Raw genomic sequence first — 16,413 nt, forward strand, 5'->3', positions numbered from 1 at the left:
TGGTTTCATAATGTGTTTTTGGACGATGGGGGATTTTGAGCGATCCCCCATTTTCTTAAGAAACAATAATACCGCCGAATTGTAAATGGATAATTAAATGAAATTTAAAATGAATCGTTTTTTGGTTTTGGGAAGTGCAGCAATGATGTATAGTTTCGTTTCATTTAAAGAGAAACCATATAAAGAAGAATATGAATTAGTCTGGAGTGATGAATTTACTAAAGACGGTATTCCCGACGAAAAAAACTGGAACTACGAAACCGGCTTTGTGAGAAATCAGGAAGCACAGTGGTACCAAAAAGAAAATGCTGTTTGCAAAGACGGATTTTTAATTATTGAAGCCAGAAAAGAAAAGCGGCTCAATCCGGATTTTGTATCTAAAACACATCGTGACTGGACTAAAAGCAGAGATTCTATAAAAGTTACGTCTTCCTGTTTGATTACACGTGGGAAACACTCCTTGCAATATGGCCGATTCGAAATGCGGGCTAAAATTCCAACAGGAAAAGGAATGTGGCCGGCCTTTTGGACTTTGGGTACAAAAGGGAACTGGCCTGCAAATGGTGAAATTGATATTATGGAATATTATACAGGAAAAATATTAGCGAATGCCTGCTGGAAATCAGATAAAAAGGAAACAGTCTGGGACAGTGAAACAAAAAACATAAGTGATTTTAATAAAGAGTGGGCAGACAAATTTCACATCTGGAGAATGGATTGGGATGCTCAATGGATCAGATTATATGTTGATGATCAGTTACTAAATGAAATTAGTGTCGATGAATCAATGAAATATAAAAATCAAAAGATAAAACCTTTCCAGCAGCTTCATTATCTATTGGTGAATCTGGCAGTAGGAGGAATGAATGGCGGTGAATTTACAACTGATGATTTACCGGCACAATACATAATAGACTATATCAGGGTTTATCAAAAAAAGAAATAAAATGAAATTAAAATATTCAATAATTATAAGTTTCCTGTGCTCGTTAATTTTCGGACAAAATAATTCTTTTGAACCGGGAAAATTGTGGAAAGATACCGATGGCGTACACATTAATGCTCATGGCGGTGGTGTTATTTTCGTTGATGGAATCTATTATTGGTACGGAGAATTTAAAACCGAAGGCAAGGGCGGAAATACAGCTCTAAAAGGAGTCAGCTGTTATTCGTCAAAAGATTTGTATAACTGGCATAACGAAGGAATTGTGCTAAAAGTAGAAGAGAATCTTAAATCTGAAATAACAAAAGGGTGCATTATGGAGCGTCCAAAAGTGGTTTTCAATAAAAAAACAGGCAAATACGTCATGTGGTTTCATTTGGAATTGAAAGGAAAAGGTTATGATGCCGCCAGAGCAGGAGTTGCCATGAGTGATTCGCCAAAAGGACCTTTTACGTATAAAAAATCATACCGCCCGAATAAAGGAGTCTGGCCAATTGGTTTTAAAGAGGAATGGAAATCAGCTTCAGCCGACCAGAAAAACCTGAAATCATGGACTCCCGAGTGGCTGACAGCAATAGAAAACGGAATGCTCGTTCGCAGGGATTTTGAAAAAGGACAGATGTCGAGAGATATGACAATTTACGTAGATGATGATGAAAAGGCCTATTTGATCCATTCATCAGAGGAAAATTTGACACTTCATATTTCAGAATTGACAGATGATTATCTGGATTTTACTGATAAATGGACAAGAATGTCACCTGCAGGACATAATGAAGCACCTGCAGTTTTTAAAAAAGACGGAATCTATTATATGATCACTTCCGGCTGTACGGGCTGGGATCCTAACGAAGCACGTTCCTTTAAATCGAAATCCATTTGGGGACCATGGGAATCTTTGGGAAATCCCTGCATTGGAAAAGATGCTGAACTGACTTTTCATTCACAAAGCACTTATATTTTTCCGGTTCTGGGCAAAAAAGACCAGTTCATTTTCATGGCCGACCGCTGGAAGCCGGATAATCCTATTGACGGCACTTACATTTGGCTGCCAATTAAAATTAATAAAGAAAAACCAATTTTGAATTGGCTGGATAAATGGAATTTAGCTTATTTTAGAGAAAACTAATAAGATTAAAAAATGAAAGCGCAGCAAAATTATTTTAAACAGAAATCAGGTCTTGTTTTTTCTATGTGTATATGTTTTTTTTATTTTTCAATAGTTCATGCTCAAAAAAAGAGACCCGTAAGAGAGGCTGTTCCTTTGGACTCGATTAGGTTAAGTGATCCGGCTATTTTAGCAGATAAGAAAACCGGTATGTATTACATGACCGGTACTGGCGGACTACTTTGGAAGAGCAAGGATTTAAAATTATGGAATGGCCCGTATGATGCTGCCAAAACAGACCCCAATTCCTGGATGGGACCAAACCCCATGATTTGGGCAGCCGAATTGCATCAGTTCAAAAACAAATATTACTATTTTGCCACTTTTACAAATAGGGATAAAATAATAGACACGGTTGGCGAAAATAAAATTGAACGCCGCGCTAGTCATATTTTGGTCAGCAATAAAGCTGAGGGGCCTTATGTGCCTATGAAAGATGATATCTATTTACCTGCGGATAAGCCAACACTTGATGGGACGTTCTGGATTGACAAAAATGGAAAACCTTATATGGTTTATTGTTACGAATGGCTTCAAAATGGAAACGGAACCATGGAAAAAATAGAACTAAAACCAGACTTAAGTGGCTCGGTTGGAGAAGGAAAATTGCTTTTTAAAGCCAGTGACTCACCCTGGAGCAGAGAAAAAGATGCTAATGGTAATGATAAGCCTAATAAAGTTACCGATGGTCCTTATTTGTTTAACACAGTATCAGGACGTTTAGGAATGATTTGGACGAGCTGGATTTATGATGTTTATACGCAGGGAGTAGCCTATTCTGAAAGCGGTACTCTGGATGGTCCGTGGATTCAGGAAAAAGAACCAATTACGCCACCAAATTTTGGTCACGGTATGTTGTTTCAAACATTTGAAGGCAAATGGTTGATGTCGGTCCATAGCCATAGAAAAATTCATGATAAAACGATTAGAATTCCGAAATTATTTGAGGTTGATTTGTCCGGAGATAAATTAGTGGTATTAAAACCTTATTAAATTACGAAAGTTCTATTTTAGAATAGAACTTTATAATTAATATTTATATATTTGAAAGTGTTGTTTTTACACTTGTTTTTTAAATATCTGAATAAATGATTACAATGAAAGAAAATATCAAAACGTTACTCTTAATTAGTCTATTTTTTATTGGAATTTCTAAAAGCTTAGCGCAAAATAAAGCTGTGGAGCGAAAACAGCGTTTTAATTCGGATTGGAAATTTGTTTTGGGAGATAACCCGGAAAACAGTACAATAAATCTTGATGATCACAATTGGAGAAAGTTAGATTTACCACACGACTGGAGTATTGAAGGAAAATCAGAAAAAAATAATCCAAGTGAGGGAGACGGAGGTTTTTATCCAATGGGAAAAGCATGGTACAGAAAAATATTTTCAGTTCCTGCTGAATGGTTTGGTAATAAAGTTTCTATTTATTTTGAAGGTGTTTATATGAATGCTGAAGTTTTTATCAATGGAAAATCAATAGGAACACAGCCTTATGGTTATACTTCTTTCGAATACGATCTTTCGCCTTATTTAAAGTTTGGAGAAAAAAATACAATTGCCGTCAGGGTTGATAATTCCCAACAAAAAAACTGCAGATGGTACAGCGGTTCCGGAATATATCGCAATGTATGGCTGAATGTGAAATCTCTTGTTCATGTAAAAACCTGGGGTGTTGCAGCGACTACTTTAGAAGTCAAAAACAATAAAGCAAAAATTCAGGTAAAAACGACTTTGAAAAACGATACAGCAGTTTTACAAAATTTTGTAGTCTCAACTTCAATCCTGCATGGTAAAGACAAAACAGCTTCTCCTTCTGAAAGCAAAATTACTTTAGAGTCAGGTGAAGAAAAAGAAATTACGCAGATCTTTACTGTAGAAAACCCAAAATTATGGTCACTTGAAACGCCGAATCTTTATAGTGTAAAATCAGTGGTCATAGCGGCTTCAAAAGCCGTAGACGCAGCAACAACAGATTTCGGAATCAGAACCATTGATTTTAGTGCTGAAAACGGATTTGCATTAAACGGAAAAAAAATAAAGCTAAACGGAGGCTGCGTGCATCATGACAATGGAGCGTTGGGAGCAGCAGCTTATGACCGTGCCGAAGAAAGAAAAGTAGAATTAATGAAAAAGGCCGGATTCAATGCCTTAAGAACTTCCCATAATCCGCCTTCGGAAGCCTTTCTCGACGCCTGTGACCGATTAGGAATGCTCGTAATTGATGAAGCTTTTGATGGTTGGAGAGAGAAAAAAAATACCTATGATTATGCCAGCATTTTTGATAAATGGTGGAAACATGATCTAGAATCCATGGTATTGAGAGACCGAAATCATCCTTCGATAATTATGTGGAGTATCGGAAATGAAATTATTGAAAGAACCAAACCTGAGGCGGTTGAAACTGCAAAGTTGTTGTCAAAAGCGATTAAAGATATTGACCCAGCCCGTCCGGTTACTTCTGCGATGACTACCTGGAATCAGGGTTGGGATATTTTTGATCCTCTAATGGCTGCTCATGATGTGGCAGGGTATAATTATCAGCTGCATCATGCCGAATCCGATCATGAAAGAGTACCATCCCGAATCATTGTACAAACCGAATCGTATCCAAAAGATGCTTTTGCCAATTGGGATCTGGTTCAAAAGCACAATTATATATTAGGAGATTTTGTCTGGACAGCAATGGATTATATTGGCGAGTCGGGTATCGGGCGCTACGTTTATCCGGGTGAGCCCGAAGGAGAACACTGGACTGGGAATTTACACCCTTGGCACGGCGCTTATTGTGGAGATGTGGATTTAATGGGCTGGAGAAAACCCATTTCGCACTATAGAAGCATGCTCTACAATGATACTGAAAAAATATACATGGCTGTTAAAGAACCAAATCCTGAAAGCGGTCCCATAAAACTAACTTCATGGGCAGTCTGGCCAACCTGGGAAAGTTGGACCTGGCCTAATCACGAAGGAAAAAATATTGAAGTTGAAGTATATTCGAAATATCCAAAAGTAAGATTGTATTTAAACGGAAAAAATATTGGCGAAAAAGAAACAATCCAAGCACAGGAGTTTAAAGCAACCTTTGTAATTCCGTATCTGGCTGGTGAATTAAAAGCAGTCGGTCTGGAAAATGGCAAACAAAAAGAATCGGTTGTATTAAAAACAGCTGGTCAGGCTTCAAAAATTAAAGTATCGGCAGATCGAAAAGTCATAAAAGCAGATGGTCAGGATTTAGTGTATGTAAGCATTGAAATCACAGATGAAAAAGGTGTTTTAAATCCAAACGCAGACAATCAGCTTACTTTTAATGTGACTGGTGCAGGAACCATTGTCGGAGTTGATAATGCCAATTTAAAAGATACTGATTTGTATGTCAGCAACACCCGAAAAGCATGGAATGGTCGTGCTTTGGTCATTATCAAAAGCAAAAATGAATCCGGTGCTATCAATCTCGAAGTGACTTCTCCGGGATTACAGAAAGCAGTAGTTAAGATACAATCGGCTAAAGAAAAGTAAAAGTTAAGAACTAAGAATTACAAAAATATTGGAAATGAATAAATTAAGAATGTTGTTTTTAGCAACTTTTTATAGTACAGCTTTGTTTGCACAGCATAAAGAAAATGCTGCAAATGTTTTTGAGATAAAAAATCCCGATTACAAAATCAGTCCATACACGGGAATGACCAAACAACATTGGCGTGATGCTGCACTCTATTTACTGGAAGGAGCATTTAGTTATATTCACACTCTGGATGATCCGATGAAGTTCCCTAAACAGGAAGGAAAAAGTTATCCGGGAAACGAAAGCCAGGTTCCTACAGAAAAATTGGAAGGGCTATGCAGGACGCTGTTTATAGCTTCGCCTTTGCTGAAAGAGAATCCGTCTTTAGTTATCAATAACATAAAAGTTGCCGATTATTATCGATATCAAATAACAAAATTAATCGATCCGGCCAGTAAATCTTACATTAAGCCGCGTGCTAAAAATGGTGGTCCAAGTCAAAATTTAGTTGAATTTGGTGCCTTGGCACTTTCGCTGATTACCAATTCTGATGTTTTATGGAAACCGTTGCCACAAACTCAAAAAGACGAACTGGCTAAAACGATGCTTAGTTATGGTGATGGACCAACAGTGGATTCGAACTGGAAGTTTTTCAACATTTTTATACTGAGTTTTTTTAAAGAGCAGGGATATGATGTTAATGAAAAATTATTGGTCGAATATTTAGAAAAATCCTTAAAACATTATCGTGGCAATGGATGGTATAATGACAGTCCTGCTTATGACTATTACAGTATGTGGGCTTTTCAGATGTATGGAAATATCTGGTCAGAATTTTTCGGAAAGAAATACTATCCGGAAATTGCTTCTAAGTTTGGATCAAATTTTAGTGATTTAAAAGCGAATTATCCTTATTTGTTTAGCAAAGATGGCGAAATGATTATGTGGGGAAGAAGCATCAGTTACAGAACCGGAGCTGTAGTTCCTTTTCCGCTGACGGGATTTCAAAATGATTCCAATACCAATTACGGATGGATGCGCAGAATTTCATCCGGAGTAATAAAACAATTTTTCACACATCCGGATTTTATGAAAGACAATGTGCCTACGCTTGGTTTTTATGGCGAATTCGAGCCGGCTGTTCAAAATTACAGCTGTCGCGGAAGCGTGTACTGGATGGGTAAAATCTTTTTGGGTTTATTAGTTCCGGACAATAATTCATTTTGGACAGCCAAAGAAAACAATGGCGATTGGGATACGACATTCAAAAAAGATGAAGTTTACAATAAATTTCAGGGAGATTCACAAATTTTGATAACAGATTATCCGAATATCGGAGCTTCAGAAGTAAGAGCTTGGTGTCATGAAAAGGTAAAAGATGACTGGCAAAAATTCAGATCTACAGAAAACTATAACAGATTGTCTTATAACAGCGCTTTTCCTTGGCAAGCCGATGGAGAAAAGGGCGAAGTAGCAATGAATTATGTAATCAAAAACAAAAATAATCAATGGGAAGCTTTTAGGTTATTTACTTTCAAGAAGTTTGAAAACGGTATTTATTACCGAAATGTAATTTTGGAAACTGATGAAAATATAAAGTTCAGTTTAACAGATATTCCTTTGCCTAACGGAATTTTAAGAGTTGATAAAAATAACAGCGACAAACCTGTTTCGATGCGTATGGGACATTATGCTTTACCAAAATTGGACAAAGAAATAGTTACAACTAAAAAAAATGTGGCAGGACATGAAGTAACTATAATCGATAACGGAAAATACCAATTGGCTATGATTCCGCTTTTAGGATGGGATAAAACCGAAGTTGTTAATGCAAAAGGAGTACATCCTGAAAGTAATGAAAGCTCGGTTATAAATGTTTCAAGTGATTCCAACTCAAATAAATCAGCGGTTTATGCGACCCTGATGCTTTGGAAGAAATCAGGCGAAAATTGGAAAGACAAAGAATTAGTTCCCATAAAAACGATTGACCAGACTGGCAATAGTGTTACAATTCAATTTAATAATGGAACCAAAAAGATAATCGAGTTTAATTAAGTGTAATCACTTTATGTATTGAATTTATTAATTCATTATTAAGGCTTTTCAATAAGCAATTTCACATTTGTTAACCCCGAAGGTTCCAGTTGATCAGCAGGAGATACAATTTCAGGATAAGAATAGGTAACCCTTTCTTTTTCCGGAAGCTGTGAATCGTAAATCATTCTGTTCACCAAAGAATTTGCAACATAAATCTCTAAATTGTTTTCACCATTTTTAAGAAATGGCGTAATATCTAGCTGCCAGGGTGAACACCATACAAGGCCGGCATCTGAACCATTTACTTTTACCCTTGCAGCAAAATTTGGATTACCAAGATCAATAGTGATTTTTTTTGCTTTTGGATTTATCCGTACATTTTTTTTATAAATGGCAGTTCCCGAATAATATTTGATTTTCGGATTATCAAATTGTGTCCAGTCCTGAAGTTTCTGAAAAACAGTTTTACCGGTACCGCCCGTTTTTTCATCAAAGTAAACTTCCCAAGAGCCTTCGATGATTGTTGTTTCACCAGTTAATTTTGTATCTAATTGAGGCAGTTTTTCCGGCGTATCGCTTAATATAATGAAATAAGACTCATGGGGTGCAAAAGATAATTGCAGGGCTGGTTCATTATTATTGTTTTTTACAATTGGAAGCGCATAACGTTTTCCTGAAACGGGGTTCCAAAGCTGCGCATATTTGCCTTTTGCACCAAATGTAAAAAGGTTGTTTTCGACACCGTTCTTATGATTAGCAATAAAGTAAATTTCAGCATCTTCCAGCTGTCTGTGGGCAAAATATAATTTGGCAGTTTTGCAATCGGATTTTTCTAAAGCGATATCAGGTTTTATCTGAGCTGATTGAAGTGTATGTTCCAGAGTGCCTCCCCAATACACCTTACCTTTGCCAACGTAGTTAAATCCTTTCGTATCCGGGTTTTTCCCCCATAACTTATCAGTAATTTTTTGGTATTCCATTTCTTTACCGATATCTTTTGCTGATCCTGATCTTACTGGTTTTGAACCATAAACAACACCTCCGTTTTCAACAATTGATGCTATTTTGCGCAAAGCATCAAGAGTTATATCTCCATTTTCAGGCAATACCATTATTTTATATGAAACTCCATCAGGAAGTACAATTTTTCCTTTCACGCCATCCATTCTGGTAAGCAGGGCATCAGTAGAAAAAGCATCAAAATCAAAACCTCCCGGAATATCAGGAAGTCGATAAGTAAGAATTTTTACAGGAGCATTTTCTCCCAAATAAACACAAATATCAGCAACAGGCTTTCCTAATCGCATGAGGTAAGCACTTCTTGCCTGAAAATCCCAAAAAGAACGGCTGTAGTCCCACCAGGTGTTATTTCGGTTTATTGCATATTGACGGCCTCCTCCGGTACTTCCCGGCATTTTGTCCAGCCATGGCTGATATGCCGAAGCACAAATTACAAACTCATTTATTCCAAAAGCATAAGCATAATCTGCCAGTGATTTTAAATTTGCCAGGGAAGTGGAATATTTTGCATCGGTATAAGCTTCGGCTGAAGCAATTTGTTTGCCGTATAGATGTGCCGCAGAAGAACTTTCTTTAATATCATAGTTTCCATCCGGATGTATGACCCAAAATTCACCCTGTGGTTTTTCAACCTTGCTTTTGGCCTGAATAGGGTCTCCAACAATACAGAGAGCATTTCCGATGGCTTGTGCGGTAAAAATCAAATTCCGCTTTTTGGCTAAATTATTAAATGTTCCATAATAATTATCAGAAATCATATCCGCAATAGTACGTCTTACATCAAATAAAAAACCATCTGATTCCTTAATCCCATCCACAACATATCCCATCATCGAAGGAAGATTAACTGTGGGGTCATATCCTCTTCTGTTTTTGAATTCAGTTATGAAATTTTCTGTCCAGTTTTGGGTTCCTGCTTCATGACTGTCCATAGCAATGCCTGATAAATGACCAATATTAGACCTCTGAAGGGAATCAGCTATTACGGCTACATAATGGTTCCAGTGTATTGTAGCTGCTTCTGCCGAAAGTTTGTCACACTCCCTGCCAATGAGGTTTTCGCGGCCGTGTTTGGTAGACGCACCGGTAGGTTCGTAGGCAAAACGCATTATTACCCAGTTTCCTTTTGGGATGTCCCAATTGAGAACCCCATCTTTATCCATTTTATCCGTTATATTCAGGATTTTTGCTGAACGAATTGTTTCTTCACCCTTATATTGAGGAGTCTTGTCGGCTTCTATGTATTCTGAAAAAAGACCCGCTTTTTCTTCGTAGTGATCTAATTTCGCAGCAGAATTCAGAACAATTGAATTCAGAAGAAGTTCCTGGTTTTTTTCTGATTCTTCCCACCAATCGTGCAAATAAAGTCTGTAAAAGCGTGCTTTTACAGCATCAAATGAAATTGTTTTTTGTCTCCAGCTCTCATGTGCCTTGTAAATAGGCTTCAGGTCGCAAACCTTTTGGTAGTGTATACCATCCTGGGAAACTTCCAATTGTCCGAAATCAGGAAGAATTCGATAACCTGTGCCGGTAAACGTTTGAGATGGTGGCGCAGGGACATTTGTAGCACTGGATGTAGCTTTTCCTCTCGGCTGCATTTTGTAGGTTATGCTTCGGGCTTCAAAATCTTTAGAAAATTGCAGATTAATATAAACCCCTGAATCATTTCTCGGAATTTTAACCGGCGCAACAGAAGCAGGATCAAAAAGTTTTTTAATATCTATATTGTCATTACCTGATGTAATCTTTACATCTTCAGTGTAAGAAGTTTTTCCGGCTCCTTTTTGTGCTGGAAAAGCCAGAACAGCGACATCTTTATAAAAATTATATTTGTTTTGAGGTTCAGGCAGTTTTCCGTAAAATCGTGTGCCTCCCTTTACAAAATTTTCTACAGCTGTCAGGCGTTTCATGCTGGTTTCATTAGTAATCCATGGTCCCCCTGCAACATACCCATTAGACAAATGCAATTCGAATGTTAAACCCAGCCGTTTTGTTTCTGCTGCGGCAAATTTCAGCATTTCCCACCATGATTTAGAAAATGCTTTCGAGGCATTTAACGCTTTGCCGTGACTCTGGTCATAATAGACAACACCGCCAACACCCGCTTTTTTGAATGTATTTAAATCTGCGGTAATTCCTTCTCTGGTGGTTTCAGTTTCACCATGAAACCACCAGACTTTTGTACGTGTACTGTCCTGAGGGTTCTGAAAACCATACAGTGCGTGACTTAATGAGGATTTTTTTTGTCCAAAAATGGTGAAAATGGATATTATAAAAAAGCTGAAGCAGAATAAGCGGGTTTTATAAAACATATATGTAATTATAAATTAAGTCCAATCATGCTATATTATAAATTTAATATGAGTTAACTATCCTGCTATTTCTGGCTTAAAGTTTTTAATTCCCTGTATCTATTTAGTAAAATCAGAGTTTTTTTATAACTTCTATCAGTTTTATTCTTCCGGATTTTTAGAGAAATGCTTCGTCATAATTTCCTGCAGTATGACCGTATTTAGCGTTTTTTGCCTGTAATCTGCTATTTCTTTTATGGTATCCGCTTTAGCCTTGTCTGCCGGATTGAAAGAACTGGTAAGCATTATGATATTAATTTTTTTCTTCTGTTCATCCGGTATCAGATTTTTGTAGGCATTAATAAATTCCCAGCCATCCATAACCGGCATATTAATATCCAAAAAAATCAACTCCGGTTGTGGGTTTAAATTTTCCTCAGATTTAAATTTTCCTTTATTGCATAAGTAGTCAATCGCTTCTTTTCCGTTTAATGCTATTTGGATATGTGTTGTTATATTTGCTTTCTGGATGATTTTTTTATTAATAAAATTTGTAGCAAAGTCATCATCTATCAATAATACGCAGTTTAATTTCTTCTCCATCTTGTAAAAAACTAATTGTTCTAAAATCCGTTATATTTTAGTTAAAAGGCAGTGTCCATTTAAAAGTGCTTCCTACATTGTATTTTGATTCGACCCAAATCCTTCCATTATGATGCTCAATGATTTTTTTGCAATGAGACAGCCCAATACCTGTTCCCTGATATTCATTACGATTATGCAATCGTTTAAAAATTACAAAAACCTTTTCAAGGTCTTCTTTTTTGATTCCGATTCCATTATCCTCAACTGAAAACACCCATTTTTTTTCTTCCATTACAGCAGTTATTTTCACTACTGGATTACTTTCTTTTTTTCTGAATTTAATGGCATTACTGATCATATTTTGAAATAATTGCCTCATTTCGGTAGCATTAGCCTCAATTGTTGGCAGGTTCTCATATTCTATTATGGCATTGCATTCATCTATGCTGCTTTTCATATCCAAAATTACTTCTGATACAATAATATTGCAATCTATTATACTTTTTTTTCTTTCTTTTCCAATTCTGGAATAATCTAAAAGTCCTTTCACTAATAACTGCATACGGGAAGTTGAACTGCGAATAAAGGTCAAATAATGCTGCTGGTCTTCATCCAGTTTTCCTGCTAATTCCTCTTCCAGTAATTCCGAACAATGACTTACAGTTATTAAAGGCTCTTGTAAGTCATGGGATGCGATATAAGCAAATTGCTCTAACTCTGTATTTTGAAATTCGAGTTTCCTGTTTTTGGAGATCATTTCATCCTGCATCTGTCTTCGCTCGTTGATGTTTCTCATAGTCCCTTCTATGTTTATTGGGTTTCCTTCTTTGTCATAAAGAATATGGGCATTTATGGAGAAATATAAAGGATTACCTGACGGATCATATAGCTGTACATCAAAATCTGAAATATGTCCTTCTGTATGTAATTTGGTTAATAATAGCTCTTTGTTTTTTTTGTTGAAATAATAATCAAAAACCGGAGTACCCATTATTTCTGAACGAGGAAGCTGGAAAATCTTTTCAAATGAGGGACTCACATCCAGCAGGATACCGTCAATAGTCGTTTTCATGTATACATCCTGTATATTTTCGTAGATAGAACGAAATTTTTCCTCGCTGACTTTTAGGATTTCTTTTGCTTCAATCCTATCTGATATATCACGGATAGAGCCAACAATATATTCCGGTTCATTGTTTTCGTCATAAATAATCCTGGCGTTGACTGAAACAGTATATAATTTAGAACTAACGACTATTTGTACATGATAATTCTTAATTTCTCCTGCATTTTTTAATTCTTTCAGTATGTATTCCCTGTCTTCAGGGTTATAATAAAAATCAGCAAAGTCTTTACCTATAACTTCTTCCTGTTTAATATTGAAATAAGAACATGACGGGCTAATATCAATTATTTTTTGATCTTTTAATGATGCTTTAAAGAATACATCCCTGACACTTTCAAAAATAGTCCTGTATTTTTTTTCACTTTCCTTGATTTTTTCATTGGCTAATGCTATTTCCAGCTCGGTTTTTTTCCTTTCATTGATGTTACGCATAGTTCCTTCAACGTAGGAAGGTTCACCATTATCGTTATAACGTAACTTCGCATTTACTGAAAAAAATAGTATTTCTCCCTTAGCGTTTGCAAATCGTTCTTCAAAATCACTGACTTCTTTTTCCAGAATAAGGGTTTGATGTAACTTGTCAACATCCGTACGGTCATAATAGAAATCCCTAAAGTTTTTTCCGATTAGGGATTCCCTGTCTAAATCGAAATATTTTTCTACTGATGGGCTGACTTCAATAATGATTCCGTTTAAATCTTTTTTGAAATAGATATCTTCAAAACTTTCATAAATAGACCGGAATTTTTCTTCACTTAACTTAAGGTTTTCTTCAGCGAGTCTTCGCTCTGTTATATCTCTTATGGCACCAACTGCAAATTCCGGTTCACCATTTTCATCATAAATGATTGTGGCATTGATTGATACATAAAATATTTTGCCTTTTATTAGTATTTCATTGTTAAAATCAATAATTTTTCGATGCGTTGCTACTTCATTAAACATCAATAACATTTGGGTCTTGTTATTATATATGCTGGACATTCTTTGACCAATCAATTCTTCTCTGGTTACCCCATTGAAATACCTGCAAGAAGGGCTTACATCTAATATGGTTTTTGTTTTCAAATCTGTTTTAAAAAAGACATCATGAATGCTGTCAAAAATCAATCGATAGTTTTCTTCACTTATTTTCAAATTTTCTTCAGCAACCCTTCTTTCTGTAATGTTTCTTAAAGCACCTACTAGATATTGGGGTTTGCCTTCGCTGTCCCAAATCAATTTAGCGTTGATGGACACATAATAGTGTTGGTTTTTTATAATGATTTCATTGTTATAATCTCTGATTTCATGTTTTACAGCTATTATCTCTGACATTTGTTTTAATTGTTCAATATCTGGATAAATATTGTAGATCGATTGCCCGATAAGTTCTTCTCTTGTGATATTAAAATAGCTGCAAGATGGACTCACATCTAATATAGTATCCGTTTTTAGATCCGTTTTAAAAAAAACATCCTGTACATTTTCAAATAAGATCCGGAAGTCCTGCTCGCTTTTTTCAATTTTCTGATGCTGTTCCCTAATTAATAACTGGTTCTGTTTCCACTCATCTAAACTACGCACAGAACCTTCAAAATGTGATACATTTTCTTTTTCGTTAGAGATTAATTTTGCAGTCATGGCAAAGGAACTGGTCTGGCCATTTTTCTTCATCAATTCAATTTCATAATCTTTTACCTCTCCTTTTTCAATTAGTTCCTGCATGAGTTTTTTACGGTCATTTTGGTTTACATATAAATCACCCATATTTATAGAGAGCATTTCTTGTCGCGTATAACCTAAATAATTAAAGATTGACGGACTGACTTCATATAGATTGCCTTCCATAGTAGACATAAAATAGACATCCATAATGTTTTCGAAAAAGGACCGGAATTTTTCTTCACTTATTTTTAAATTTTCTTCTGCAACATGATTTTCAAATGATTTGGACAAAATATTAATTACGGCACCCAATAGATGATTTTCTTCCGGAAAACAGCTGTCTACATGCTCTTTTTCCATGCAGCTTCCAATTTCTAAAATGCCATATTCTTCCTTATTCAATGTTATTTTTTTACGGATATACCAAATTGTTTCTTTGTCTTTGGCAATGTATTCCTGCCCTTGTACAATGATTCTACAATTCGTCGTTTCAGATAATTGACATGCATCCGGAATTATTTTTACGCACTCGGCAATCATATCAGGCATTGAAAGGGAATTGTTGCTGGTGATTTCAAAAATGTTCTGCAAGCATGTTATTTCTTTTATACGTTGGTTTAGAATACTATTGTTTTTTTCTAATTCTATCTCGTTTAATTTTTGTCTGGTTGTATTTATAGAAATTGTACTTATTCCAATAATGATATTATTCTTGTCCATTATTGGAGAGATAAAGCTATTCCAGTAATTTCCTAAATGATTTGCTTCCTGATCTTCTTCAGTATGAATATTTCCGTTTAAAACATATTGGTAAATTTCCCTTGCATGTTGTTGTTCCTCGGGATTACTGACAAATTCAAATAAATTACCGCCCATTTCAATCTCACAGCCATACAGTTCTCTCATGTTGTTTTGATGAGTTGAATTGAAATTTATGTAATTAAAATGAGTATCTAAGGTAAATATGCTGATGCCATTCGGACTTTGTATGGTAGCTTCCAGAATGTTTTTTTCGATGTTTAGCTTATGTTCACTTTCACTTAATTTATCTGCTTTATTGCGTTTTTCTTCCAGAATACCATGCAGGAATATGATAGAAACCAAATTTACAAAAAGAAAAAGCTGCAACATGAAGTAGCTGTAAATCCATTGATTATTAACGGTTTGTAATGAATATCGGGAAGTGTAATATAAAGAAATAATCGTTACTAATAAAGCGATGAAGGTTATGATTTTTAAATTGAATCGATATGCTCCCCAAATGAGGAAAAAAAATATAACAGATTCATTATTACCTTCTGTAGTAAAAACGAAGACAGACGTAGCTACTGTAAGCAAGGCCAAAATTACAGCTTCAGCTATTTTACTGAATTTCCAGTTTGTATTTTGTTTTTTTGTGTATAACCACGAAAGAACAAATGGAGTAAAAAGTATAGCTCCCAAAACATTAGATATAAGAAGATTACTCCAGATCATTGTGAAATTATTCATGTTTATGTAAGGAGTAAAAGAAAGTAATATAACACCAAAAGAAACACTGATAAAACTTCCAATCAGACAGGAGAAAGAGAAATACAATACATTAACAGCCTTTTCAAAAGGATATTTGCTTTTAGTCCAAAGTTGTGTTAAATAGGATACTATAATAGCATTTAATCCAATAATAAAAGGCCTGAATATGCAAAAAGACAGAGGTTTTAGTAGCTGCTCAAAGTTTTCAGCATTTCGAAAGTAAGGTTCAAATAACCATAATGAGTATGTAAAACTTCCTAATAGCACTCCAAATATGGCATTTCTTCCAAAAATAATAATGGCAGCAATGCCAAAACCAACTGCAGGAAAGAAGGGAGCTATGTTTGTATCAGGAATAAATGCAAATCCGGATGCCTTGGCAATAATGACATATAAAATTGCCGTGACAATTGTGATTTTTATTTTCGAATTTAAAAAAGGTACTTTGTAATATCCTCCTTCATTTACTGGTATTTCCATCTTTGCTTTTTTTGGTAATCCGATTTGAAACGATATGCTTTAATTCATTTTATTTAGTGAATTTATTATCACCAAAATAAAAATGATCTGTTGCATTTTT

General features: G+C 35.5%; 8 protein-coding genes. 5 read left to right on the plus strand and 3 right to left on the minus strand.

Annotated features, from left to right (window positions below):
* Positions 1 to 109 precede the first annotated feature (109 nt).
* The 5 genes from GXM16_RS16820 (at position 110) to GXM16_RS16840 (ending at position 7,670) form a co-directional block, all read left to right on the plus strand.
* Positions 110 to 946 carry a glycoside hydrolase family 16 protein gene (locus tag GXM16_RS16820; protein ID WP_163395657.1) on the plus strand — a complete coding sequence of 279 codons (837 nt, stop codon included), beginning with the start codon at positions 110 to 112 and terminating at the stop codon, positions 944 to 946.
* A gap of 1 nt (position 947) precedes the next feature.
* Entirely contained in the window at positions 948 to 2,072 is a 1,125-nt protein-coding gene (locus GXM16_RS16825) for a glycoside hydrolase family 43 protein (RefSeq protein WP_163395658.1), read from the plus strand.
* Positions 2,073 to 2,084: 12 nt separating this feature from the next.
* The gene (locus GXM16_RS16830; protein ID WP_229684370.1) at positions 2,085 to 3,104 is read left to right on the plus strand and encodes a glycoside hydrolase family 43 protein; all 1,020 of its coding nucleotides are present in this window, start codon (positions 2,085 to 2,087) and stop codon (positions 3,102 to 3,104) included.
* A gap of 95 nt (positions 3,105 to 3,199) precedes the next feature.
* Positions 3,200 to 5,629 (plus strand): glycoside hydrolase family 2 TIM barrel-domain containing protein, encoded by a 2,430-nt coding sequence (locus GXM16_RS16835; protein ID WP_208797392.1) that lies wholly within the window; start codon positions 3,200 to 3,202, stop codon positions 5,627 to 5,629.
* Between the two features lie 34 nt (positions 5,630 to 5,663).
* The gene (locus GXM16_RS16840) at positions 5,664 to 7,670 is read left to right on the plus strand and encodes a DUF2264 domain-containing protein (RefSeq protein WP_163395659.1); all 2,007 of its coding nucleotides are present in this window, start codon (positions 5,664 to 5,666) and stop codon (positions 7,668 to 7,670) included.
* Positions 7,671 to 7,708: 38 nt separating this feature from the next.
* Here the strand turns inward: GXM16_RS16840 and GXM16_RS16845 are convergent, their stop codons facing one another.
* From GXM16_RS16845 to GXM16_RS16855, 3 genes are all read right to left on the minus strand, one after another.
* A complete protein-coding gene (locus GXM16_RS16845; protein WP_163395660.1) occupies positions 7,709 to 10,984 on the minus strand; it encodes a glycosyl hydrolase in 3,276 nt (1,091 codons plus the stop codon).
* Between the two features lie 141 nt (positions 10,985 to 11,125).
* Positions 11,126 to 11,566 carry a response regulator gene (locus tag GXM16_RS16850; protein ID WP_163395661.1) on the minus strand — a complete coding sequence of 147 codons (441 nt, stop codon included), beginning with the start codon at positions 11,564 to 11,566 and terminating at the stop codon, positions 11,126 to 11,128.
* 37 nt (positions 11,567 to 11,603) lie between these two features.
* Positions 11,604 to 16,313 (minus strand): PAS domain S-box protein, encoded by a 4,710-nt coding sequence (locus GXM16_RS16855; protein ID WP_163395662.1) that lies wholly within the window; start codon positions 16,311 to 16,313, stop codon positions 11,604 to 11,606.
* Positions 16,314 to 16,413: the final 100 nt, after the last annotated feature.

It is taken from the genome of Flavobacterium limi, from assembly GCF_010645075.1.
Lineage (GTDB): Bacteria > Bacteroidota > Bacteroidia > Flavobacteriales > Flavobacteriaceae > Flavobacterium > Flavobacterium limi.